22 protein-coding genes are annotated in these 22298 nt (G+C 68.9%); 11 read left to right on the top strand and 11 right to left on the bottom strand.

The genetic code is table 11. From position 1 onward, the window contains the following. Positions 1-184: 184 nt before the first annotated feature. From L3X23_RS27795 to L3X23_RS27820, 7 genes are all read right to left on the bottom strand, one after another. Positions 185-889: a creatininase family protein gene (locus L3X23_RS27795; RefSeq protein WP_237195755.1), complete on the bottom strand. Its 705-nt coding sequence runs from the start codon at positions 887-889 to the stop codon at positions 185-187. Further along, positions 858-1949, bottom strand: coding sequence for a hypothetical protein (locus L3X23_RS27800; protein ID WP_237195757.1), 1092 nt, complete (start codon positions 1947-1949; stop codon positions 858-860). The genes L3X23_RS27795 and L3X23_RS27800 overlap by 32 nt, the downstream gene beginning before the upstream one ends. 151 nt (positions 1950-2100) lie before the next feature. Then, the gene (locus L3X23_RS27805; protein ID WP_237195759.1) at positions 2101-2616 is read right to left on the bottom strand and encodes a hypothetical protein; all 516 of its coding nucleotides are present in this window, start codon (positions 2614-2616) and stop codon (positions 2101-2103) included. Between the two features lie 38 nt (positions 2617-2654). Then, positions 2655-3590, bottom strand: a complete 936-nt coding sequence (locus L3X23_RS27810; RefSeq protein ID WP_237190012.1) for an IS3 family transposase — start codon at positions 3588-3590, stop codon at positions 2655-2657. Next, the gene (locus L3X23_RS27815; protein WP_237190013.1) at positions 3587-3898 is read right to left on the bottom strand and encodes a transposase; all 312 of its coding nucleotides are present in this window, start codon (positions 3896-3898) and stop codon (positions 3587-3589) included. Before L3X23_RS27815 ends, L3X23_RS27810 begins: the two co-directional genes overlap by 4 nt. Further along, positions 3817-4266, bottom strand: a complete 450-nt coding sequence (locus tag L3X23_RS36710) for an AAA family ATPase (protein WP_374205010.1) — start codon at positions 4264-4266, stop codon at positions 3817-3819. Before L3X23_RS36710 ends, L3X23_RS27815 begins: the two co-directional genes overlap by 82 nt. A 452-nt stretch (positions 4267-4718) precedes the next feature. Beyond that, on the bottom strand, positions 4719-4937 hold the full coding sequence (locus tag L3X23_RS27820) for a transglycosylase family protein (RefSeq protein WP_305080984.1): 219 nt from the start codon (positions 4935-4937) through the stop codon (positions 4719-4721). A gap of 81 nt (positions 4938-5018) precedes the next feature. Between L3X23_RS27820 and L3X23_RS27825 the strand changes: the two genes are divergently transcribed. Next, positions 5019-6122, top strand: a complete 1104-nt coding sequence (locus L3X23_RS27825; RefSeq protein WP_237189971.1) for a tyrosine-type recombinase/integrase — start codon at positions 5019-5021, stop codon at positions 6120-6122. Further along, positions 6119-8197 (top strand): site-specific integrase, encoded by a 2079-nt coding sequence (locus L3X23_RS27830; RefSeq protein WP_237189972.1) that lies wholly within the window; start codon positions 6119-6121, stop codon positions 8195-8197. Before L3X23_RS27825 ends, L3X23_RS27830 begins: the two co-directional genes overlap by 4 nt. Positions 8198-8217: 20 nt before the next feature. Here the strand turns inward: L3X23_RS27830 and L3X23_RS27835 are convergent, their stop codons facing one another. From L3X23_RS27835 to L3X23_RS27845, 3 genes are all read right to left on the bottom strand, one after another. After that, positions 8218-9507 carry a transglycosylase family protein gene (locus tag L3X23_RS27835; RefSeq protein WP_237195761.1) on the bottom strand — a complete coding sequence of 430 codons (1290 nt, stop codon included), beginning with the start codon at positions 9505-9507 and terminating at the stop codon, positions 8218-8220. A 48-nt stretch (positions 9508-9555) separates the two neighbouring features. Next, the gene (locus L3X23_RS27840; RefSeq protein WP_237195763.1) at positions 9556-10674 is read right to left on the bottom strand and encodes a glycoside hydrolase family 16 protein; all 1119 of its coding nucleotides are present in this window, start codon (positions 10672-10674) and stop codon (positions 9556-9558) included. A 79-nt stretch (positions 10675-10753) separates the two neighbouring features. Next, positions 10754-11662: a hypothetical protein gene (locus L3X23_RS27845; protein WP_237195765.1), complete on the bottom strand. Its 909-nt coding sequence runs from the start codon at positions 11660-11662 to the stop codon at positions 10754-10756. Between the two features lie 270 nt (positions 11663-11932). Between L3X23_RS27845 and L3X23_RS27850 the strand changes: the two genes are divergently transcribed. The 3 genes from L3X23_RS27850 to L3X23_RS27860 are packed head-to-tail and all read left to right on the top strand — an operon-like array spanning position 11933 to position 14423. Then, complete coding sequence (locus L3X23_RS27850; protein WP_237195767.1) at positions 11933-12754, top strand: alpha/beta fold hydrolase; 822 nt, start codon at positions 11933-11935, stop codon at positions 12752-12754. After that, complete coding sequence (locus L3X23_RS27855) at positions 12754-13296, top strand: hypothetical protein (protein ID WP_237195769.1); 543 nt, start codon at positions 12754-12756, stop codon at positions 13294-13296. Before L3X23_RS27850 ends, L3X23_RS27855 begins: the two co-directional genes overlap by 1 nt. Then, complete coding sequence (locus L3X23_RS27860; protein ID WP_237195771.1) at positions 13293-14423, top strand: MAB_1171c family putative transporter; 1131 nt, start codon at positions 13293-13295, stop codon at positions 14421-14423. Before L3X23_RS27855 ends, L3X23_RS27860 begins: the two co-directional genes overlap by 4 nt. A 19-nt stretch (positions 14424-14442) precedes the next feature. Here the strand turns inward: L3X23_RS27860 and L3X23_RS27865 are convergent, their stop codons facing one another. Continuing rightward, positions 14443-14916 carry a helix-turn-helix domain-containing protein gene (locus tag L3X23_RS27865; RefSeq protein WP_237195773.1) on the bottom strand — a complete coding sequence of 158 codons (474 nt, stop codon included), beginning with the start codon at positions 14914-14916 and terminating at the stop codon, positions 14443-14445. A gap of 403 nt (positions 14917-15319) precedes the next feature. On the opposite strand from L3X23_RS27865, the gene L3X23_RS27870 reads away from it, so the two are divergent. From L3X23_RS27870 to L3X23_RS27895, 6 genes are all read left to right on the top strand, one after another. Beyond that, the gene (locus L3X23_RS27870) at positions 15320-15568 is read left to right on the top strand and encodes a hypothetical protein (RefSeq protein ID WP_237195775.1); all 249 of its coding nucleotides are present in this window, start codon (positions 15320-15322) and stop codon (positions 15566-15568) included. Between the two features lie 3 nt (positions 15569-15571). Continuing rightward, positions 15572-15955, top strand: a complete 384-nt coding sequence (locus L3X23_RS27875; protein ID WP_237195776.1) for a hypothetical protein — start codon at positions 15572-15574, stop codon at positions 15953-15955. Further along, the gene (locus L3X23_RS27880; protein WP_237195779.1) at positions 15952-18687 is read left to right on the top strand and encodes an ATP-binding protein; all 2736 of its coding nucleotides are present in this window, start codon (positions 15952-15954) and stop codon (positions 18685-18687) included. The genes L3X23_RS27875 and L3X23_RS27880 overlap by 4 nt, the downstream gene beginning before the upstream one ends. 218 nt (positions 18688-18905) lie before the next feature. After that, positions 18906-20750, top strand: a complete 1845-nt coding sequence (locus tag L3X23_RS27885; protein WP_237195781.1) for a hypothetical protein — start codon at positions 18906-18908, stop codon at positions 20748-20750. Then, a complete protein-coding gene (locus L3X23_RS27890; RefSeq protein ID WP_237195783.1) occupies positions 20744-21277 on the top strand; it encodes a hypothetical protein in 534 nt (177 codons plus the stop codon). Before L3X23_RS27885 ends, L3X23_RS27890 begins: the two co-directional genes overlap by 7 nt. Continuing rightward, positions 21277-22290, top strand: coding sequence for a C40 family peptidase (locus L3X23_RS27895; RefSeq protein WP_237195785.1), 1014 nt, complete (start codon positions 21277-21279; stop codon positions 22288-22290). Before L3X23_RS27890 ends, L3X23_RS27895 begins: the two co-directional genes overlap by 1 nt. Positions 22291-22298: the final 8 nt, after the last annotated feature.

Consider the following 22298-nt stretch of genomic DNA (forward strand, 5'->3'; position numbering starts at 1 on the left):
CTACGACCGAGAACCCGACCGGACCAGTGGAACCGGCGCCCACCCGAGCGACCTCGGCCGAACTGTCATACCCCGAGGGCAGAATCCACCACATCACACCGACCAGCACCGGTGTTGATCAAGCCAAGGCCACGGGACGAAAGATCTGGGTTAGGGCCGCGAGTGGTTAGCTCGGTATTGCCAGTTAGGTCGTCAAGAGGTCGTATGAGCCCTGGAAGAGCCTGCTGAAGGTATCGACCAGAGCGCGACCCTTTTGAGCGCTCGCTAGCGACGGCCGTCCGATAATCCCAGTCTTGGTGTAGCCGGACATGCCGAGCGACAAGAGAAGCCTGCGATCGCCAGATTCATGATCAGCTTCGAGGTAATTTTCCTTGACTAGCTCCGCGGCCTCGGCGAGGAGGATCGAGGTTTCCGCCTCGCCGCCGTGCATGTCGTCGTGGTTGCTGGTGACGACTCCAGCAGCTTCCCGAGCGTCTCGCCAGTCTTCGCTGCGAGGAAAGAGCAGCATCGAGCGGCGGCCGACGTTGGCCTCCTGGACGATGTTTGAGAGGACGTAGTTCCCGCCGTGGCCGTTGATGATCGCGAGATGGTGTACGCCCGAGGCAGCGAGGGAGTCGGCGACGTCGCGGACGATCGCCCCAAGGGTCGTCGATGAGATGCTCACGGTGCCCGCGAAGGCTGCGTGCTCGTGAGAGCAGCTCATCGTCACCGGCGGCAAGAGGAACAGGTTGTATTCCGCAGCGATGCGCCGCGCGATCGCGGCCGCGATGAGGGTGTCTGTGCTTAGCGGCAGGTGTCCGCCGTGCTGTTCGAAGCTCCCTACCGGGAGGAGAGCGACTCTGGCCCCGCGTTCGGCTTCATCTCGGCTGGTGGCGGTGGTGATGAACACCCGGTCTGCTCCCTCGCTGTGCGACCTCGGCCAGGGCGTCGGTCAATTCCTGCACGATCGGATGCCGGCCAAGTGGACGCAGCCGGGGCACGATCTGCCGTACCACCTGCAGGGACCTGCCCGACGGCGCCGACCGTACGCTCTCCAGTGCGGTGAGAGCGGCGGCGCACGCCTCTTGCAGCTCATCGAGTTCAACGAGTGCGGCGCTCCTGCGGGCGAGGCAGAGGGACCGATCCCGTTCCAGCCCGGTCGGCCAATCCTGTAGGGCGAGACTGCATGCTTGCTCGGCTTCGGCGGATCGACCGAGCAACAAGAGGCAGCGGGCGGCTTCCATCTGGACGTAGGGGGTCGTGCAGTACGCGGCCGGGCCGCCCAGGTCGGTCTCTGTCCCGGCCGCAGCGAGGCTGATCGCTTGTCCGATAGCGGCTAACGACGTCGACTCGTCCTCCAGATGTGCGGCGGTGAGGGCCTGTTGGCGTAGGCAGATCGCCTCGAGATGTGGTGCCAGGTCCTGGGCTTGGCGTAGTGCCCGGCTGGCTATCGATGCTGCGAGATGGTGATCTCCGGTCCCGGTGAGGATGTTGGCTCTGCGCATCAGGTTGTACGTAACCAACTCCTGATCACCCGATGCGTAGGCGAAGTCCACCGCGCGGGCTGTGAGTAGACCGGCTTCCTTGCTGTGCCCGAGGTCTTGGTGGAGCCACCCCGTGAACTCGGCGAACCTTGCCGTGAGTGCAGCCAGCTCGGGTGGCCCCGCTGCGGCAAGCTGCTCGACTTGATGGAGCTGCGCAGTCGCGGTGGCGACAACGAAGTGTGGGCCGGTGGCGTTGTCGAGCTGGGACAACGCCCGCAGCTGGTCCCCGAAGTAGCTGATGACGGGCGCGGGCACGAGCTCGCGACGCACGACGTTCGCGAGGAGGCGTGAGACGTTGTAGCCGAACTCGGCCTCGTCTCCGGCTATGCCCAGCGCGTTTGCGTCGAGCCCGTAGACCTCCTGTAGCAACGAACGGTTGATGTCGTCGGGTTCCGAGTGGCCGTTCTCCCAGCGGGAGATCAGCACGCGAAGGCTCGAGTTGCTGGCGACGGGAATTCCTCGGCGGGTCGCTGCCCGGGTGAGCTCGTGTCGAAGCCTCGCAGAGCTCCACCCGCGTGAGAGCCGCGCCTCGCGAAGCAGCGACGACATCGCTTCCCTGTGGCTCTCCTGCTCGTCCCTAGCCCGCGTGGCGGTCCGGGAATTGGTCGGCGATGTGAGCGGCGATCTCGGCGAGCGCGTCCTTTGTGCGGCTACGCAGGCGATCAAGCTCGATCCGGCCGCCTGCGGAGAGGTGTGGATCCTTGGGCAGGCTGACGACGGCACGGACCCGCGTGCGGAAGTGCTGGGCGATCCGGTCGGCGTCGACGTCGCTGGAGCTGTCCTTGCAGTTGAGGACGATGATCGCGTCGCGGGCACCAGCCTCGTAGCCGTGGCTTTCCAACCAGTCGAGCGTGTGCCCGGCGCGGCTCGCGCCGTCGATGGTCGGGCTTCCGACGACGACCACGGTGTTCGCCCTCTGCAGGGTGGGCTCCATTGTGGCGTGCGAGATGCCAGTGCCGCAGTCGGTGAGGACCAGGTTGAAGTACTTCGACAGGAGCACGCTGACTTGCTCGTACTCGGCCGCGGTCAGCGCCTCGCTGACCGCCGGGTCCTGGTCGGACGCCAGGACCTTGAGCCGGCCCGCCAGGCTCATGTAGGAGGTGAGGTTCCCCCGCCGGCTCGGAGTGCTGATTAGCTGACCGGGGCCGGGTCGGCCCCGTTGGCGGGTGATGCGGGTTGATCGTCCAGGACGCCCTCCTGGGCGTGCCAGGTGGCCTCGTACTCATCCGGTGAGAGCCATCCGAGGCGGGCCTGGATGCGTTCGGTGTTGTACCAACCGTCGATGTAGGCGAACAGCTCGTTCTCTGCCTCCTCGCGGGTCCGCCACGATTTCCGGTAGACGAGCTCGGTCTTGAGTGTGGAGAAGAAGTTCTCCATGAGCGCGTTATCGTAGGAATCGCCGACCGAACCCATCGACGCGAGAATCCCGTGGTCTTCCAGGCGCTGCCCGAATCTTAGAGACGTATAGTTCGAGCCGCGATCCGAGTGGTGGACTATCTGTCCGCTGGCGACGTTGCGGGTCCAGACCGCGTACTCGAGCGCGCCGAGGATGAGGTCGGTGTCGCAGCGGTCCGAGCAGCGCCAGCCCACGATGCGGTTGGAGAAGGCGTCGCGGACCGCGGCCAGCCAGAACACGCCCTCCCCGCACGGGATCCGGGTGGCGTCGGCGACCCACAGCCGGTCTGGCGCTGCGGCGGTGAAGTCGCGGTTGACCAGGTCGGGAGCCGGGGTGTGGTGCGGGTTCTGCCTGGTCGAGGCGACACGCCAGCGTTTGCGTAGGAACGCGCCCTGCAGCCCGTGCTCGCGCATCAGCCGCTCGACTCGCTTGCGGGAGACGTGGCGTCCGCGGCGGCGCAGGGTCGCGTGTACTCGCGGAGCGCCGTAGGTGGCGCCGGAGCGGTCGTGGATCTCGCGGATCTGTTCGAGTAGCTCGGTGTCGGCGCGGCGCCGCTGCGACGGGTCGCGTTGTTGGGCGAGCCAGCCGTAGTAGGTCGACGCGGCGACACCGAGGACTTTCAGGATCGGGGCGATCCCGAACCGGCCCTTCAGCGCCTCGACGGCTTTCACCACCTCTTCCTTGTCGGGTCCATCTCCTGGGCGAAAAAAGCGCTCGCCGCCTTGAGGATCTCATTCGCGCGGCGCAGTTCGGTGTTCTCCTTGCGCAGCCGGCGCAGTTCCTCGGACTCGGCGGTGGTCGGGCGGTCGTGGCGTTCGCCGTGGTCGGCCTCGGCCTGGCGGATCCAGTTCCGCAGCGCTTCGTGGTGCACGCCCAACTGCTCGGCCAGCCGCCGGATCACCGGCTTGGGGTCGGACTCCCGGTAGAGACGGACAGCGCGCTCACGCAGCTCGTCGGGGTACTTCTTCGGTGCTGCCACGGAGACTCCTTACACGGCCCTTCGGCCATGATCGTCGATCTCCGAGCAAGCGGGGGAACCTCAGAGGTGACCTTGGTGAGGGTGTCGACGCCGGCCAGGTCGTCGAGCAGGTGGCGGATCGTGACACTGGTGTTCCCGGTGAGACGGTCCGCGAGCGTTCCTGCGTCGGGGTTGGCGTCGATGACGCTCACTTGGTCGCCTCGGATGTCTGCCATGGTGAAGCCGATGCAGGCTGCGAGCGTCGTCTTGCCGACGCCGCCCTTCGTGCTGATGACCGCGACGCGGTATGGGGCGTGAAGGGGCCGGCGAACGCGCGCTCGTAGCTGCTGGCGTGCTCGCTCGGCCTCCCCGATGCCGGGGTTCAGCATGCCCCCGGAGGCGCGGTAGAGCGCCAGTCGCCAGCCGTGGCGGGGGATGTCGGCGCGATGTCGGGTGAGAGTGTCGTGAGTGAGTTCGCCGGCGCTGATGGTCCGGGTGGCTCTGTCGTGGTCCTCGTCAACCCCCGGGGAGGAGGTGCCGACGGAATCCCCTCCTTGCTCCTCGATCAGCGGCGAGAGCGGCTCCCGAGTGGGCCGTCCGGTCTCCGCCTGGGCAGCGATCGTCGCGTCGCTCTGTGGCGGGGGAGGCGGCCAGGTGAGCGAGAGCCGCGGTCCCGACGTGCCGGTACGAAGTGTGGGTTTCGCAGATTGCTGCGTCGCGGACCGCTGTGGTCTCGCCTGGATCGGAGGGGCGGCGGGTGTCCCCTCCTCGTCCCATCCCTGCTGGAAGAGATCGTTTGTGGACACGGTGATCCTCTCTGTGCGCTGAGTGTGGCTGTGGCTCAGTCGGATAGACCGAGACTGCGAGCACAGCTCGGCCAGGCAACGAAGCCTCCGCGGTCGGCGCGGACGAGTTCGGCGATCTCGATCTGCTGTGCCTTGGTCGCCTCGTCGGCCGTGGGCGCGTGGCGGTCGCCGCCGTAGGCGACCCAGGTTGCGGCGTCGAATTGAAGGCCACCACTTATCTGGACATCTCCTACGCCACGACGAGGAAGCTGCAGGTCAGACGACGACGGTTCATGATCTAGTTCGCGGTCATGCGAGTGGTGAAATGCGAACCGGAGCGGCCAGGAGAGCCGACGGTGGCTGTGGTCGACGACTGCGAGGTGCCGGTGGCAGAGGTGTCGGCGTTCCTGTCGTCGTTGGCGGTGCGGGAGTACTCGCCGAACACAGTCCGGGCCTACGCCTACGACCTGATGAAGCTGCTGCAGTTCCTCGACGAGCGTGGCGAGCCGGTCAGTGGGTTCTCCCCGATGCTGGCCACGGAGTTCCTGGGCTGGCTGCGGGTTCAGTCCTCGGCCGGGCGGGCGCAGCGCAGCCAGCTCGGTTTGGTCAGCGGGGACGGGCGTCGGTTGTCGGCGCGCACCTGCAACCGGGTGCTGGCTGCGGTGTCGTCGTTCTACGAGTTCCTGATCAGCTGCGGCGGCTACACGCAGGTGGAGAACCCGATCCTGCGCGAGGCCGACCAGGCCTCGTCCCGCGTGCTGGGCCGGCATCGGCCACCGCTGTTGACCAGCGCCGATCAGCGCCCGGTCCGCCGGATCTTGCGGGTCCGCACCGTCGACACGCTGCCGCGCCCGATCCCGGACGAGACCTATCTGGCGCTGCTGGGGCAGCTGGACAAGCTGCGCGACCGGGCGCTGCTTGAGCTCATGCACGAGGGCGGCCTGCGACCGGGTGAGGTGCTGGGCTTGCATCTGGAGGACATCTCCTACGGTCGGAAACGGGTCACCGTCCGCCACCGCGACGATCACCCGCAGGGCGCACGGCAGAAGTCCCGCCGAGATCGGGTGGTGGACCTGCTCGAGGACCGGGCACTCCCGGCCTTGAACCGCTACGTGCTGCTCGAACGCCCCCCGGACGCCCAGACACCGCTGCTGTTCCTGATCGGCGGCCGAGGCGCCCGCAGAGACCACGCACTGAGCTACGACGGCCTGGTCCGGCTGTTCCAGCGGGCTGCGACCCGCGCCGGAGTGCGCGAGCCCTGGCTGACCCCACACAGCCTGCGCCACACCCACGCCACCCGGATGACCGAGCTCGGGATGCGGGAGCTGACCTTGATGCGCCGCCTCGGTCACGCCCACCCGGACTCGACCAAGGTCTACGTCCGGCTCACCGACCACCAGGTCCGAGACGACTACCGGACCGCCTTGGAGCAGGGCCCGCAGCCGGAGACGGCGCGATGAGCGCGCCAGGACGTTCGCGGTCACCGCGCACCACTGACGGCTACTCGGGTCCCTCGCACGCCTCGGTCGAGGAGTACGAGCGGTTCCTGCGCGTCGGGCTGCGCGGGTCGAAGAACTGGACACCGATGCTGCTGCAGGCCAGGGCCGAGTTCGTCGAGCACTACCCGTCGATGACGCGATGGGCCCGTCGCCCGCTGGCGGAACGCGTCGGTCCCACGATCCACGCGCGCCCCGCCCCGGCGGGCACGCTGGTCGACCCGGCAGGCGCGGCGGCGAGCTTCCGAGCGCGGCCCTACCTGTTCTATCTGTCGTTGACCGGGCGGCTGCGTCTGGACTGGCCGTGGTTGTTCGGGGCCGCGAACCTGCGGATCCTCGCGATCGCCGACGGGCTGGGTCTGCCGCTGCGCGCGCAGATGGCCGCCCTGCGCGAGCAGGAGCTCGGACGAGGTGTCTCGGTTCCCAGCGTCAACAAGAGCCTGCCCTGGGCGCTGCCTCGGCTGATCCTGCACCGCGCCGACCCCGATCTCACGACGTTGTCTCTCGCCGAGATCGACGAGCTGCGCACGACCATCCGCACCGTTGCCTCGCTGCCCGAGATCGAGCAGCTCGACCTGAAGGTCCAGATGCGGTCCGGGTTCCCGATGGCCTGGCACAGCAGCGTCACCCAGACCGGGGTCGCGCTGTTCCACGCCGGGTTCATCGAAGCCCTGCCACTGCGCAAGCAACCCCGCCCGCTGGCCGCGATCAGCACCGTCTCGGCGGTCGAGGAGGCGATGCAGCGCTACCTGCGCGAGCTCGCCGTCCGACGCGCGCCCGGCACCGTCACCCAGGCCCGCTCGGGCCTGCTGCGCCTGGCGGCCTGGCACGCTGAGACCCGGCCCGAGCAGACCACCCTGGCCGGGCTCGACCGGCCCGCCCTGCTGGAGTTCCTGGCCTGGCTGCCCCACCAGCGCAAGTGGAAGCACCCCGACCAGCCGCTCTCGGCGGTCTACCGCGATCACGTCATCGGCCACGTCGCCCGGTTCTTCCGCCACGCCGCGATCAACGAGTGGCCGCACATGCCCACCAGACCCCCGCTGACCAGCTCCGACGTTCCTCGCGGGATCGAGCGCGTCCCACGGTTCATCCCGGCCGAGCAACTCGACCCGCTCATGGACGGCATCCGCGCCCTGGCTGACCCACTGCAGCGCACCGCCCTGCTGGTCGCCCGCTGGAGCGGCGCCCGCAGCGGGGAGATCCGCAAGCTCGACCTGGACTGCCTCGACACCTACCCCGACAGCACCCACCGCCTGCGCCTCGCCGCGGGCAAATCCGCCAAGGAACGGGTCGTCCCGATCCACCCCGAGGCCGCCGAGGCCGTCCGCGACCTCATCACCCGTCGCCGCGCCCAGACCGACCAGCCGCTGTTCGACCAGCGACTCGGCCGGACGGTTCGCTACCTGTTCTTGCGCAACGGGCGCCTGGCCAGCCCGGACTACCTGTTCAAAGCCGGCCTGACCGAGGTCTGCCGCGCGCTGGGCCTGGTCGACGACGACGGCAAGGCGTTGGTCCACCCGCACCGCTTCCGGCACACCATGGGCACCCAGCTCGGCGAACGCGGCGCGAAGATCCAGACCATCATGAAGGTCCTCGGGCACCGCTCCGCGGGTATGTCGATGACCTACACCAGCCTGTCCGACCCCGTCGTCCTCGCCGACTACCAGGCCGTCCTCGCCCCCGGCGCAATCCTGGCCGGGCCGCAGGCCGAGGCCATCCGCAACGGCGACCTCACCACAGAGGCCGTCAACTGGCTGTCGACGAACTTCTTCAAGACCGAGCTCGAGCTCGGCCGCTGCCTGCGCCTGCCCCAGGAAGGGCCATGCGAGTGCGACCTCTACCTGACCTGCTCGAAGTTCGTCACCACCCCCGACTACACCCCGAGACTCCGCATCCGGCTCGACACCGAACAGCAGCTCGTCTGCGACGCAGAAGCACGTGGATGGGATCGTGAGGCCGAACGGCACCGACGAACAGCAAGTCGCGTCCAAACGCTGCTCGATGAACTCGAGGGCACCCGCCCTGCTCAGGCTGAGTGACATCGGCCCGGGGGAGCGGGTCATCTCGACCACCAGCTTGCAAGGGCGCTCAAGCTGGCCCACCAGCTGCTCGGGAGAGCCGCCGGCTCCCCTGGGCCGCAGTGATCTGCATCACTGCCGACCTCAGCTGTTCGGATAACGCCGTAGTAGCCGTTGCCGGTATTGCTTGTCCAGTCGCTGCCGGACTCGCACTCGGCGAGGCTCTCCCACCTCGCCGCTGACGTGGCTGGATCTGCGGTTTGCTCGCCGGCTGGTCGGTCGCCACCGTCCGGTGGAGTCCGGTCCCCGTTGGTGCTCTGTGGGCCGAGGGCGCGAAGGGAGCGAGCCAGGTCCTGGGCCGCTGGGTCGTCGGTCGCGCGGGTGAGCTTGTCGAGGAGGTCCTGCTCGCTCGCCCTCCAGTCAGGTGACTCGTCGACGTTCGAGGGACGCCCGGAGGCAGCCGAGTCGCCGTCGCTCACGTCCGGATCGACCGGGTCTTCGTACTGCCCACCCTTGGATCCAGCGGTACGACCGGGGGCGTCGGCGGGGGAAGGCCTCAGGGCCCGCAGCTCGTCGAGCAGGGCTTGCGCCTCGGGATCGGTGGCCGTGGCGGACTGCAGCGTGCGATCGAGCTCCCCCAGGCTGGAGAGCGCTTCATCCTGGCTTGTGGCCGACGCTGCAGGCCCGCACGCTGCCGAGGGGTCGCCAGCGGTGTCCACGGCGGCGAACGGCAGGGCCGGGCGGCCGCTTGCGCCCGCGGCGAGCAGCGCTTTGATCGCGCTCGGGCGCGATGTGACGTCGGGGCGCTCGGCGGTGATCACGGCTGTGTCGGAGCCCGTGTACGGCGCGGAGACGACCGTTCCGCCGGCCGTGCCCCGAGGCTCTCCTCGGTCCGAGGACGTCAGCAGGTCGGCCGGCGTCGGCCCGACACCCGCTTTCGCGAGGACGAGCGCGGCATCTCGGCCGACTTGATCTGTGCTTCGTAACAGGATGTCCGAGGTGTCGTGGGCTGCTTGCCGCCACCCGCGGGCCATAGCGGGTCCGAATCCGGCCCCTCGAAGAGTGTGCTCGACGGCGGTCGCCCGTGGGCTCCCGACGAGTCCGCTCAGCTCAGCGACGAGTTCGCGCGCTTGCTCAATCAACTCGGCGGCCTCTCGAAGTTCGTCAGCAGTGAGCTGCGGAGGGAGATCGGCGGATTCGGGGAGGGTGGGGCTCACGGCGCACCGAGATGTCTGGCTGTCTGGCGGGACCGGCTCGGCCATGGCGGCAGTCGGCCCGACCGTCAGCGCCATGGTCAGCGCTGCAGCGGCGACGGTGGAAAGCGTGGGCATCGGTGGTCTCCTGGTCTGATCGCGATGCAGCTGGCGGAGGAGGCAGGGTCACTCGTTCCGAGCGCTGGGGTCGCGACGTGGATCCTGGGCGTCCCCGCCATCCCGTCTGGTCCCCGCGGCGTCGGTCGATGTCCCCGACTCCGCGTTCGAGCTGGGAGTTCCAGATGCAGATCCGTCCAGGCTGTACTGGCGGACCCAGTCGACATGCATGCTCGTCTCCTGGTCCGGGTTCCCGAAGTTGTCGAGCTGGATGGTCAGGTGCATCGGTCCGGGAGGAAGGTGGCTCTTCTCCATCGTCTCGAACCACTGCTCGGCGTCGACGTAGTAGGCGATCCGATCAGCTGTCCACTCGACGGCGAAGGCGTGCCACTCGGTCGCATCGACGTCAACGGAGGCGACTTCCTGGGAGTTTTCGGCGCCGTAGTGGAGGAATCCCTCGACGGTCTGGCGACTCGGGTCACTGATCTCCATGAAGTCGACCTCGCCTCCCACCGGCCAGTTCTCGGCATCGGGCCACAGGAGTAGCAGGCTGTGGAGGTCGTTCGATCCGACCGGTGACCTCACGCACCCCTCCCATCGGCCGTACACCTGGCCTGGGTTCCACGCCATCCCGCCGCTCTGGCCAGAAGGGTCGCCGGTGATGGTGAGCAGGCCGTCGAGGACCGAGATGGCTGCGGGGGATCGAGTCCCGTTCCCGTCGTGGCCTTGCCCGTCGTAAATTCCCCACGCCCCGGTCGATGCTTCCGACTCGAAGTCGTCGGAACGGTTCGGGGTACCCCAGCCGAACGCATCCGCGGCGGTCGTAGCGCAGGGTCCGTTCCCGCCTCGTGCCGATCCGCCAGGCGCGCCACCGGAGCTCGTGGTTGATCCACTACGCGCATCTGCTGATGGGTCTTCTGTTCGGGGGTCGTCGGTCGTAGGTGCATCGCGGTCGCTCGGGGACGACGAAGTGCCCCCGTTCCTGCACTGGAGAGGTACGAAGTCCTCCTCGCCTGCTCCTGCGTTTGCCAGGATCCGGCGGAGACTCTGCGCCCTATCGCTCGTCTGGACGCTGAGCTCCTGGTAGAGCACCTTGGCAGCGAGGCGCCAGGAGCACGAATCCGCGGCAGGGTCGGCCGGTGGTGCGGCTGCTGTCATCGACAGAGCGGTCGCGGCGGCGACCGCCACCGCGCTCAGCGTCACCATGACGCAGCCCTGCGACGGTTGAGAGGTCGGAGCATCGGGGCAGTCCTCCTGAGGCTGGTAGTCAACATGCGCCGCGCTTGTCTTGGCCCGCTTGCCGCGTGGCGCCAGAGCGGTCGGAGCTCTGTCCCAGGTCGACGGCGAGCCCGCCGTCCCGGTTGCGCGTGATCGGTATGCGGAGTCGCTTCCATTCCGAATCGCACGCGGCCCATCCGGGCGCGACCGGACTGGGGGCTGCGGCCGGGACGGCTCGGCCGTCCGGGACATGCTCCGGAGGCGGGTGGAGCGGCCACACCACCTGCTGCACGCGGACGTAGGGCGTGACGCGCACCCTGACATCGACCGAGACATGGGTGTCGTCGAGGCGTGTGACCAGCCCACACACTGCTGTCTCGGCTCGCTGGCGACCGAGTCCGTCCCAGCCGAGCGTCGCCGTGCGAACACCTGGCAGGTACCGAGCCAACACAGCAGCCCGGCGCTCGGGATGCTCCTCGTCCCAGCTCTCGAGGTCGAGCGCGAATGCCCACGCGAGCGCGATCGCTTCGCCGTTCTCGACGGCGCGCTCGTGCGGCTCGGGATCCGGCTCGACCCTGGCATGTCGGCCGTGGTCTGCGGTCCCGAGTGGTCGGCCCTCCCGCCTCAGGCTCGGAACCTGCAGCTCGCGGCCAGGCGGCCGGCCGTCGTGTCCGAGGTAGCTCGCGACCGGGAAGGACCGCAGCCCCGGTTCCACAACGGCAGGCAGTGGGGCGGTGATCTCCAAAGGAGACTCCACGGCCGTCGATCCCGATCTGGGAAGGCGGCCGGCTGGTGTGTGTCCGGCAGCGTCCACCCGGACCGGGTCCGTTGCTGCGGGAAGGGAGAGCGGGCGGCGTTGCGGCCTGTACAGGGCCTGGCTGCCGGCCAAGGCGCGCTGGTGCTCGGCCAGTTGTCGCTCGGGTGGCTCGGTCGACACGCGGCGGCGCAACAACCCCATCAGCGCACCTTCCTCAGGTCTGGGTGTCGGGGGCCGGGGACGAGCGCGGCGAACAGGGCGAACCGCCACGCACCGGCGAAGCGTGATCGTTATACCAGCAAAGATTGTCCGCTGTAAATTAGCTGGCATAGTCTGCTTGGCATCGCCGGTCCGCCGCATCTCGCTCGTCGGTATGACGAGGCGTGATCAAGTGAGTGCGGAGCGGTACTGTCCGATTCGGAATGATCACCTGGGGAACAGGCTGGTCAGAGGTGGGAGGGTGGCTGAGTCGTGGCGGTGCGACAAGAAGCGGTAGCGGTCGATGGGGTCGAGCTGCACTGCGAGATCGTTGGAGCCGGTTCGCCCCTGCTCGTGATCCAGGGTGGCGTGAGCGACGCGGGCGGCACGGCGGGGTTCGTCGAGCACCTCGCGAGGAAGTACACGGTCATCACCTACGACCGGCGCGGCCTCTCGCGTAGTCCGGCGCCCATCCCGCCGCGGCCGGGCGAGATACTGGAGCAACACGCAGACGATGCGGCGGCGCTCCTGGCTCGACTCGAAGTCGGCCCCTGCAGAGTCGTCGGGGCGAGCATCGGCGCCGTCATCGGCCTGCATCTGCTCGTCCGGTCGCCGAACGCAGTCTCAGGCCTGCTCGCTCACGAGCCTCCCCTGCCCAACCTCGTCCGCGACCCGGAACGAGAGGCGGGCCTGGATCAGGTCCAGGCGAAGGCGGCCGAGGGCGAGCACCTCGCGGCCGTCGGGATCATGGGAAAGCTCACCGAGCCCGATCCGGAGACCGAGCCCGGGGTTCGGCCTGCGCGACCACTGAACCTCACGGAGAACCTGGCCTACTTCTTCGCCCACGACTTCACTGCTGTGCGCAGCGGAACGCTGGACCCCTCCGAGGTCGCCGCCGCTGCCCGGGGACGCCGAGTCTGTCTCACCGGTGGTGTGCGGTCTCGCGGGCGGTGGGAGTACCGCTGCGCCTCGGCGCTTGCGGCGTTGACCGGAGCTCAGCTCCTCGAGCTTCCCGGGGGTCACAACGGACTGGCCAGCCACCCGCAATGCTCGGCCGCCCTCGTCGACGAGCTCGTCGGGTCGGACAGGCTGTAATGGCCGGCGAGGGAGCCCGCGGCTGGCGCAACGACCTGCACCTGCGGCGCGGCGTACGCAAGATCCTGCGCGACCTCGACATCCGACCGCCACTCGATGTCTTCGAGCTCTGCGAACGCTTGGGTGAGCTACGGGGAAGGCCGATCACTCTCCTCGACCGGGCTCTCCCGGCACCGGGCATCTTCGGGCTGTGGCTCGAAGGCGAGGGTGCGGACTACATCGTCTACCAGCGCGACACCACGATCGTGCACCAGGACCACATCATCCTGCACGAGGTCGGACACATCGTCAGCGGTCACGGCGGCAGTGAGGGCGATCTGCCGACGATGGAGCACGTGCTGCCGTCGCTCCCTCCGGACACGATGCGTCGAGGCCTCCGACGAGAAGGCTACGACCAGGTGATCGAGCGCGAGGCCGAGATGGTCGCCACGGTCATCAAGGAGTGGGCCACGCTCCTCGACCGCCTCGAGTACGGAGGTTCGGGGGCTCCGTTGGCCCGTCGGGTCGACGCCGCCTTCGACGACCACCAGGGCTGGCTGTGACCGTTCCCAACCTCATCATGTGGTCGGTCGCCACCGTCGCTGCCGGATGGAAGATCTCGCAGGTCCTCCGCGTCCCTGAGGATCGCTATCTCCGAGCCGTGGCCATGTGCACAGTGTTCGTCTTCATCGCTCTCACCGCGCAGCTGGCGACCGGTCTACCGGTGAACATGCTCGGACCGAGCCTGCCCAAACTGGTGCAGAACGTGGTCCTGACCTTCTTCTTCGCGCTCCTCATCATCGTCCTGCAGGCGGCCATCTCCGCTCCTCGGGCAACCCGTCGATCGAGACGCGAATACCTGTTAGCGGTTCTCGCCAGCGTGCTGCTGACCGTGTCGTGCATCGCCGCCCCATCAGCCAGCCGCGGAGTGAGCTACGAGGCGGCGACCGTTGACTCCGCCGCGCTGTGGTTCTACCTGGTGGGCAACGCCTACATGGCCTATGCGACCGCCAGGACCGCCTACCTCGCCTGGCAGGCCGCCCGGCAGACACAATCGCGAGCTCGGCTGAGTCTGAGGGTCGCCGCGGCCGGGCTGGTGATCTGCTGCCTGGGCGCGCATCTCCCTCGCGTGGCTGCCACGTCGGGCTATCTGCTTGAGCTACCCGCAGGCCTGCTCGCTACGGAGCGATGGACGACGCCGGCGCTCGCAGCCGGCATCGCGGTGTTCTTCATCGGCATCGCGTACCCGGGCGCACGGACGGGGATGGTGAAGGCGCATCTGTGGCTGGAGGCCAGGCGGCGCTATCACCAGTTGAGGCCGCTGTGGTTCATCGTCTGTCGGGCCTTCCCGGCGATAGCGCTGTTCAGGCCGGTCCCGTTGCTGCGAGAGCTGTTCCACCTGCGCTACATGCGGCTTCGCTACTACCGGCGACTCATCGAGTGCAGGGACGGGCTGGTGTGCCTGAGTCCGAGTCTGCGAGGCGGGGCCTCGGACACGTCAGAGCTTGCAAGGCAGATCGGGCAGCTCGCCGACTCGGGGGCGTCGCCACGCCCGGCCGCGGCGCGGGGGATCCTCGCCGAGCCGCTCGGTGACAGTGTCGAGGCTGACGTGGGCGAGCTCGTCAAGCTGTCGCGCGAGCTGCGGAGACTGCAGAAGGTCGCACAGGGGCCAAGCCTCGCAGAGGCCTGAGTGGGGCGACGGACTCCGATCAGGCCCCGTCGGGCTCTGATCCGCTTACCGGGCGGCGCCGACGGCTCGGCTGCTCCCGGCGCTGCTCGAGCTGGTTGATCTCCTCGATGATCCGCACGATGGAGAGCCGGCCCTCCGGGCTGAGGTCGAGGCTGCGAAGCGCGATGGCCTTGATGCCGCCGTCCCGGATCGCCTGCAGGAGCGCCACCTCCTCGTCCGCGATCTCGCCCTGCGTATCGTCGAAGAAGTAGGCGACCGGAACCTCGAAGAACCTGGCGATCGCCTCCAGGTTGAGCTTTGTGGGGTTGTCGCGCTTACCGCGGTGGAGCTGGTTGAGGTAGGCAGCCGACACCGACTGTCCGCTCTGAGCCTTGATACCGTCCGACACCTCCTCCAGGGTGTACGGCCCTCGGTCGGCCGGGTGCACGGTCTTGAGCAGGTGGTCGATCCGCTCAGCCAGCGTTTTGCCGGTGTGTCCGCCGGGGCTAGTCATGGAACTGCTCTCCTCGTTCGCTCGCAAAGCGCAACCAGTCAAGCGTGTCTAGCGGTCTGCATCCAAATCGGCTCCGACTGTTGCCCCGAGTGGGTGGTCGCCGCGTGCTGAGGCGCAGCTTGCGGTGACGGTCGGACCCGCGATCCGTGGGTGCTGCCGAGCAGAGGCAGTTGACAACCCGACGCTATGCCAGCATATTTTCGATCATCACGTTTTGCTGGCATTGCGAGATGGTCTGCAGGGGGCTGCAGGCTGCGGTCGGGCCTGCGGTGAGGCGTGATGGCGGCACTCACCGCATCCAGGGGGTGCTGCTCGGGAGAGTGGTGAGCCCCCTCGCGACCCCGAGCGGCACCCCGCATCGACGGCTCGCCGCCACGAGCCGCGCTCGACGAAGGGGCTCGCAATGACGACCTACCTGGCGCAGCTGTCGACGGAAGGAGCGACCGGATGGCTGACCGCGAACGCGATCCCACTGGCCGCCATCGTCATCGGACTCGTCGCGATGATGGCGGCCGCCAAGCAGGACCTCGGGAAGATCGCCTCGATGCTGATCGGGGTCGTCCTCGCCTTCATCGTCATCGGGATCGGCATCATCCCCGGCGCCTCCGAGAGCGTCGCGAGATTCATCGCCGGCCTGTTCACGGGGGCGTGACCGATGCGCTCCCGCTCCGATGACGAGCTCTACGCCCTGCAGAACCGCTACCTCGGACCTCCCGGTCGCACCCTGATGTGGCAGGCGCGCTACTCCGCTTACTGCCTGTGGCTGGCCTACTGCTTCGTCCTGCTGATCGCTCACGCCCAGCTCGGCCTCTTCGACGGCTTCCTCGGATACGTCATTGTCGTCGTGGGTGCGGTGGTCGCCACGCAGCTCACCATGCGAGTCATCACTCCGGACAGGCCGACGACCGCTGTCCTGCGGATGTTCGCAGCGGAACTACGTGTCCCGCGGCTCCGGGAGCAGACAGCCGTATACGTCTCCGACCCGAGGCACGTCCACCTGAGTTCGGTTCGGCCGCATCACGGCAGAGTCGCGCGATGACCTGGGAGAACGCTGCACCACTCTGGACGGGCGAGGGAGTCGCGAACCCTTCGCGTCTGGCGCATCCGGCAGGCCCGATATCCGCGCAGCATCAGAGCGGCAGAGCGGTGCCGAGGTCTCGACGCAATCGGGAGCGACCCCCGTCCGTCAACGGTGCCGACCCGCAGATCAAGGAGTACCGGCCGGACCTCGCCTTGCGGGGGATCAGCGGACATCTGACGCGCACCGCCACCGGCACCATGGCCTGGTACGCCCTCGCGCCACGGCCCTGGACGATGCGAGTGGACCATGAGCGCGACGCCTTGATGGCGGCGATCGGGCTCGCGCTCGCCGCTCTACCCGGGCGTTGGCTGCATTGGCGCGTGACCTGGAAACCCTTTCCCGCGGCCGAGTGGGCTCGCGCGCACGATCAGTGGGCGCTCCCACTGCCCGACCAGCGCGACGGGCTCAGCTGGGAACGCCACCTGATCGCCGAGCAAGAACGCGCGCTGGGCCAGGCGAAGGCGGTGAAGGAGGTCTACCTGGGCGTCGAGATCCGCGGTGGACGCAGCCGCCTCGGCAACTTCGGCGACCGGCTCGCCGCCAGCCACCGCCCGGGTGTCAGCAGGCTGGCCTCCCGATGGGTCGACGCCGAGCTCTCCGCCCTCGACGGGGAGATCCGCCGAGTCGACTCGCTGATGGCCACCTCCGCCCTCGGTGGAGATCCGGTCACCGCCGCCGAGATGCTGCACCTGCTCTACCGCTCCTGCGCCTTGGGTCTCCCGCCGGAGACCGTGATGCCCTCCGCTCCACACGAGGTCTGGGAGACCGAGGACCTCGCAGCCGTCGATCAACTCGCCCGCTGGACCGCCGCCCCCTACGCGCCGACCTTGCAGGTCTCGGGGACGGCGGCCGGGCGACGACACACCCGTCACGTCCTCATCGCCTCGCTCGGGCGGATGGGTGAGCTCGACGTCCCGGCGGTTGATCTGCCGTGGATGTCCGTGCCGGACACCGTGGCTGCCCCGATCGAGTGGTCCGCGCGCATGCGCGTCCTTCCGCAGGAGCACGCCGCACGAAGCCTGCGCCACGTCGCAGACCGGGTCGACGCCCAGCAGCGGCACTACGAGAACGACCACGGCATCGAGGCTCCACCCATCCTGGCGCGACAGATCGAACTCGCCTCCGCCGTACGCGACGAACTCGACACCGACCACACCGGGCTCTCCGCGCGCTGCGAGGGTTGGTGGCGCATGGCCATCCCGGGCCGCACCGAACGCGAGGCCCTCGAGACCTTCGACCAGATCCGCCACCTCTACCACCCCAAGATCGCGGTCGAGCGTTCTGAGGCGCAGTACGCCCTCGCCCGCGAGTTCATCCCGGGAGAGCCCCTGGCCACGACCGCCTTCCGGCGGCGGATGAGCCTGCGTCACCTCGCCATGGCGGTCCCGACCGCGACGGAGATCATCGGCGACGACCACGGCCCGCTCCTGTTCACCGCGCGCAGCTCCGGGCGGATGATCCCGTGGGATCCCTGGCACGACATGGACACCCGTCAGGTCTCGGGCCTCACGCCCATCGTCGGAGGGCTGGGCTCAGGCAAGACCTTCCTCATGGGGACGCTGGCGGCCCAGGTCGTCCGCGCCAACGGCGCCTACGTCACCCTGCTCGATCCCTCCGGCCCGCTCACTCGTCTCACGACGCTGCCCGAGCTCCGCGGGTACGCCCGGGGCCTGTCGCTCATGGAGGCGCCTGCAGGAACCCTCAATCCCTACGCGATGATCGCCGAACCCGACCGGCGCAACTACCCGGAAGGACCTCCCGGAGACGAGCACTTCGGCCGTGACCTCGATGCTGCGCAGGCACAACGCTCCACCCTGGTGATCAGCGTCGTGACGCAGCTCCTGCCTGCCTCCATCCGTCGCGAATCCGGTGTTCAACAGCTCCTGCTGCAAGCCGTCGATCGAGTCGGGCCTGGAGCTGATCACGACCTCGCCGAGGTCATCGCAGCGTTGCGCTGGGCAGGAAGCGACGGTGAACGGCTCGCCGGGTCGCTCGGGCCGATCCTCTCCACCTCCGGCCCGGCCCGGCTCCTACTCGGGCATCCGGGCCGCGAGCGCTGGGCCAGCGACACCGACCGCCTCCTCGTCCTGTCGACACGCGGCCTCACCCTGCCCAGAGAAGGAGTGGACCAGCAGGACTGGGGCTTGGACGAGCAGCTCTCCCTGCCGCTGCTGCACCTCGCCGCCTGGCTGGCGTACCGCCGCGTCTACGAGCTGCCCAGGGCCGCGCCGAAGATGGTCGGCCTCGACGAGCTGCGCTGGCTGTCCATGACCGCCACCGGCCGCACCCTGATCACTCAGTTCTCCCGGGACAACCGGAAGTATCGGGCGAGAGTCCTGGTCGCGGGGCAGCTCGCCTCGGACGTCCTGAAGATCGGCGGGGACGACAGCGGTCTGGCCTCGCTGTGCCACGACGTCTTCGTCGGACGGACGACCGACGCCGAGGCCCAGCGCGACGCACTGCGCCTTCTTCGCGTCCCCGTCGACGTCGGGTACGAGCCCCGACTCGGTGAGCTGAGCAACGGAGTCGGAGTGCCCGGAACCGGTCTGACCGCCGACGCCCCACGCGAGTTCATCTGGAGGTCCGGCGAGTACTGCGAGGACGTCCGGCTCGATGTGACCGGGGACCACCTCGCAGGACTCAGGACCGTGCTGGACACCAACGCCGCACGCGCCCAGGACCACAGATGACGGCGTCGGAAGCGGCACCCCGCCGACCTGCCGGGCGACGGCACCGACTCCTCGGCTGGTGCCGCGGCCTACGCCGGGTCGGAGCCGTGGTAGCAGCGATGCTCGTACTCCTCGTCACCGCTGCACCCGGCGCGGCTGCGTTCCCACCGTTCGACGACTGCAAGAGCCCACCGATGCCCAGCGACCCCGCCGGTGGATTCCTCAGCACGCTTGACCCGATGGTCCTGCACGACGTGATCTCAGGGCCACTGCCCGCCGACGCCACCGCCATCAAGGGCGAGCTCATCACCTGGTACGGCTACGCGGGCCTGCAGTGGACGACCTACGACCTGGGCTGCGGAGGCAGCGTCCGCGACCCGGGCGCCTCCGTGGACACGATGTTCGGCGGCTTCTTCCTCTGGACCGCCAAGGCACTCTTCGCCGCCCAGCAAGGCCTCGAGGACCTCGTCTACGGCGATGAGACCGGGAACGAGGTCACCGACGCCGCAGACCGCACCGGGCTCGCCCTCTACGACGCGATCTTCTCGCCGTGGGCCGGTGCCGCACTCGTCATCGCCGGCTCGATCATGATGATCGTCAGCCGCCGCGGGGACGTGGGGGAGGTCCTGACCCGCATGCTCCTCGTACTCGTCGCGGTCGGCATCGCTGCCCTGTCCTTCGGATCCGGCGCGCAGATGTCGAGGGAGCTCAGCGGCACCCTCAGGTCCACGCTCGTCGCGGCCAAGAACACCGTCGCCGCCCAGGCGTTCCCCGAGCAGGCCGAATCCGGACCCGCCTATGCCATGCGCGACGCGATCTACCAGCAGATCCTCTACACCTCCTGGCGGAACGGAGCCGTCGGTTCCTACGGACGAGACGACATCGCCTGGGAGCTGTTCCAGGCCCAAGCCCTCGACTACAACGAGTGGTGGGCCGTGCTCGACGCGAAGGTCGACCAGAAGCAGCTCTTCCAGGACAAGGGCGAGCGGTGGATGAATGCCGCGGACAACCGAACAACCCCCACCGAGTACACCAACCTGCAGGGCAAGGGCGAGTCACGCACCGCCGCCGGAGCAGGCGCACTTCTGATGATCGCGCCGATCGCAGTCCTCCAGATCTTCGCGCTCCTGATCCAGTACCTGATGTTCCTCTTCCTGGCCTTCCTCCCCGCCGGCGCTCCGCTCGTGGCGCTGCTCGGGATCCTGAAGCCCGACACCCCCGAGAAGACGGTGAAGGTCGTCGGCGCCGTCGTGTTCGGCGGCATCGTGGCGACGATCTGTGCGCTGGTCCACTCCGTGGTCGTCATGACGATGGCGGGGCAGGGTGCGATGGCGGACGTGAGCATGATCCTCCTGTCCTGGGGCAGCGCAGTGATCCTCTACAAGCTCCTCAAACCGATCGTCGCGTTGACCGGCATCTTCACCTCGGTCCGAGCCATCGCCGGCGGCACGGCCCGCCGTGCCGGTCGCGTCAGCCGCTGGATCAAGGCAGAGTCCCGACACCGAGACACCGTCCGTGCCGGCGCCCGCCAGCATCAGCAGTTGCTCGGTGCGGTCCGGGCCCTGGGTGGTCCCCCAGACGGCGGCCCGTCTTCGCCTGGAGGTGGCCCGCCCGGCTCTGGCGGCCCGCGACCCGACGGACCGTCCGGGGACGGCCCGCGGGGTGGTCCGCGACGACCACGGCCGACATCAGGCGGTGGTGGTGGAGCGACTCCGCCCGCAGGCAGCGGGCCCACTCGTGGACCCGTCCCCGGCGGCGGGGCGCAAGCTCCGCCGCGAGCTGGGAACTCCGCCACGCGAGGAGATCCCTCCGGAGGCTCTGCGGTCGACGCTCGGACACGACTCGCAACACAGAACGGCTCAGCCGATGCGGCGCGGGCGCGACCCAATGCACCATCCGGCCCGCGCAGGGCTTCTCCGCGACCGTCCGCGCCTCCGTCGACCGACGCCGGTCGCCTGAACCACACGAAATCGAAACGCACCTCGCCCGGTCTCTACCGACCGGCCCGTAGGCCGGCCCCCGACCCGGGTGACGGACCTCCGATCCGACCTCGTCCCGAAGCTCGAGGTGGACGCCCGTGGTGACCCGAACGCTACTGCGCTGGCTGCTGCACAGCCGGCGGCGCTTCTACACGGTCCTCATCTGCGCTCTCACCATCGTCGTCGTCGCCTCACGGCTGCCCGACGCAATCGCGGCCACCGCGGCGCCAGCGGCCGCACCCGAGACCGTGGTTGTCCCGGCACCCGAGCTGCAGAACAGTGCCCCTGCGGCCCCACCTGCAGTCACACCCGCAGTGCCACCCCGGCCGCCGATGGAGGTGGCGCAGCAGTTTGCGGTTCTGTGGGCCGCTCCGCAGACCTCTCCCGCGCAGTGGCTGGCACAGCTAATGCCGCTGGCTACGGAGGAGTACGGCGCAGTGGTGCTCGCCCAAGTGGACCCCCGGAACGTACCCGCGCAAGCGGTAGCCGGCCCGGCCCGGCTCGTCTCCCGCTCCGAGGGAACGGTGGTCGTAGCGGTGCCGCTGGACTCGCTGAGCATCCGGATCGAGGTCGTCGACGTCGGCGGCGGGGACTGGAGAGTGGCCGACGTCCAACCGCTCGCCGAGGCCTGATGCCCACCCTCCTGCCCGCAGCCCCGCCTCCGACACGGCGTCGAGTCGTCGGCGGCCTCGCAGGCGTCCTCGTCCTTGCAGGTGTCGCTGCGCTGGCCGCGCTGAGTGCCGTCGTGGCCAGCGAGCCTGCCTTCGACAGCCGACCCGCTGGGTGCGTGGCGGGGCTGACCGGACCCCTCAACGACCCTCCGAGCCCCCGCGTCAACTCGCAGGCGGTGTGGACTCCTGACCAGCGCGCCAACGCCCACGAGATCGTCGCCACCGGGGACCGCGTCGGAGCTCCCGAACGCGCCAAGTGGATCGCGCTCGCCACTGCCATGCAGGAGTCAACGCTCGTCAACCTGCCCGGTGGCGACAGAGACTCGGTTGGCCTCTTCCAGCAGCGCCCCTCGCAGGGCTGGGGGACCCCCGAACAGCTCAGGACGCCCGACTACGCAGCCGGGAGGTTCTACGAGCGCCTGCTCGCCATACCGGGTTGGGAGACGATGCCGCTGACCGAGGCGGCACAGGCGGTGCAGCGGTCGGCGTTCCCCGAGGCGTACGCGAAATGGGAACAGCCGGCCGCCGATCTGCTTGCCGAGACCGGGGGGACGCTCGACGCGCTCATCTGCGCGTCCGGCACAGCCGCCGCCGGCGCCGCCACAGCAGCACTGGAGTACTCGGGACTCCAGCTCGGAAAGCGATACGAGTGGGGCGCAACAGGACCTGAGAGCTTCGACTGCTCGGGGCTGACTCTGCGGGCCTGGCAGGCCGCAGGGGTCCAACTACCTCGTACCTCACGAGAACAGGCCCGGTCGGGTGGCCGACAGGTCCCACGCGGCGAGGCTCAGCCCGGCGACCTCCTGTTCTGGTCCACCAACGAAGCCATCTCCGGGATCCACCACGTCGCCCTCTATCTGGGCGACAACCAGATCCGAGAAGCGCCCACGACCGGGGTGCCGGTACGAGACCGGCTGCTCGGCGGCGACTACGACCAGCGGGAACTGATGCCCTTCGTGGTCCGCCCTGTGTGAGTGTGTGA

The organism is Pseudonocardia sp. WMMC193 (assembly GCF_021728735.1).
Classification (GTDB): domain Bacteria; phylum Actinomycetota; class Actinomycetes; order Mycobacteriales; family Pseudonocardiaceae; genus Pseudonocardia; species Pseudonocardia oroxyli.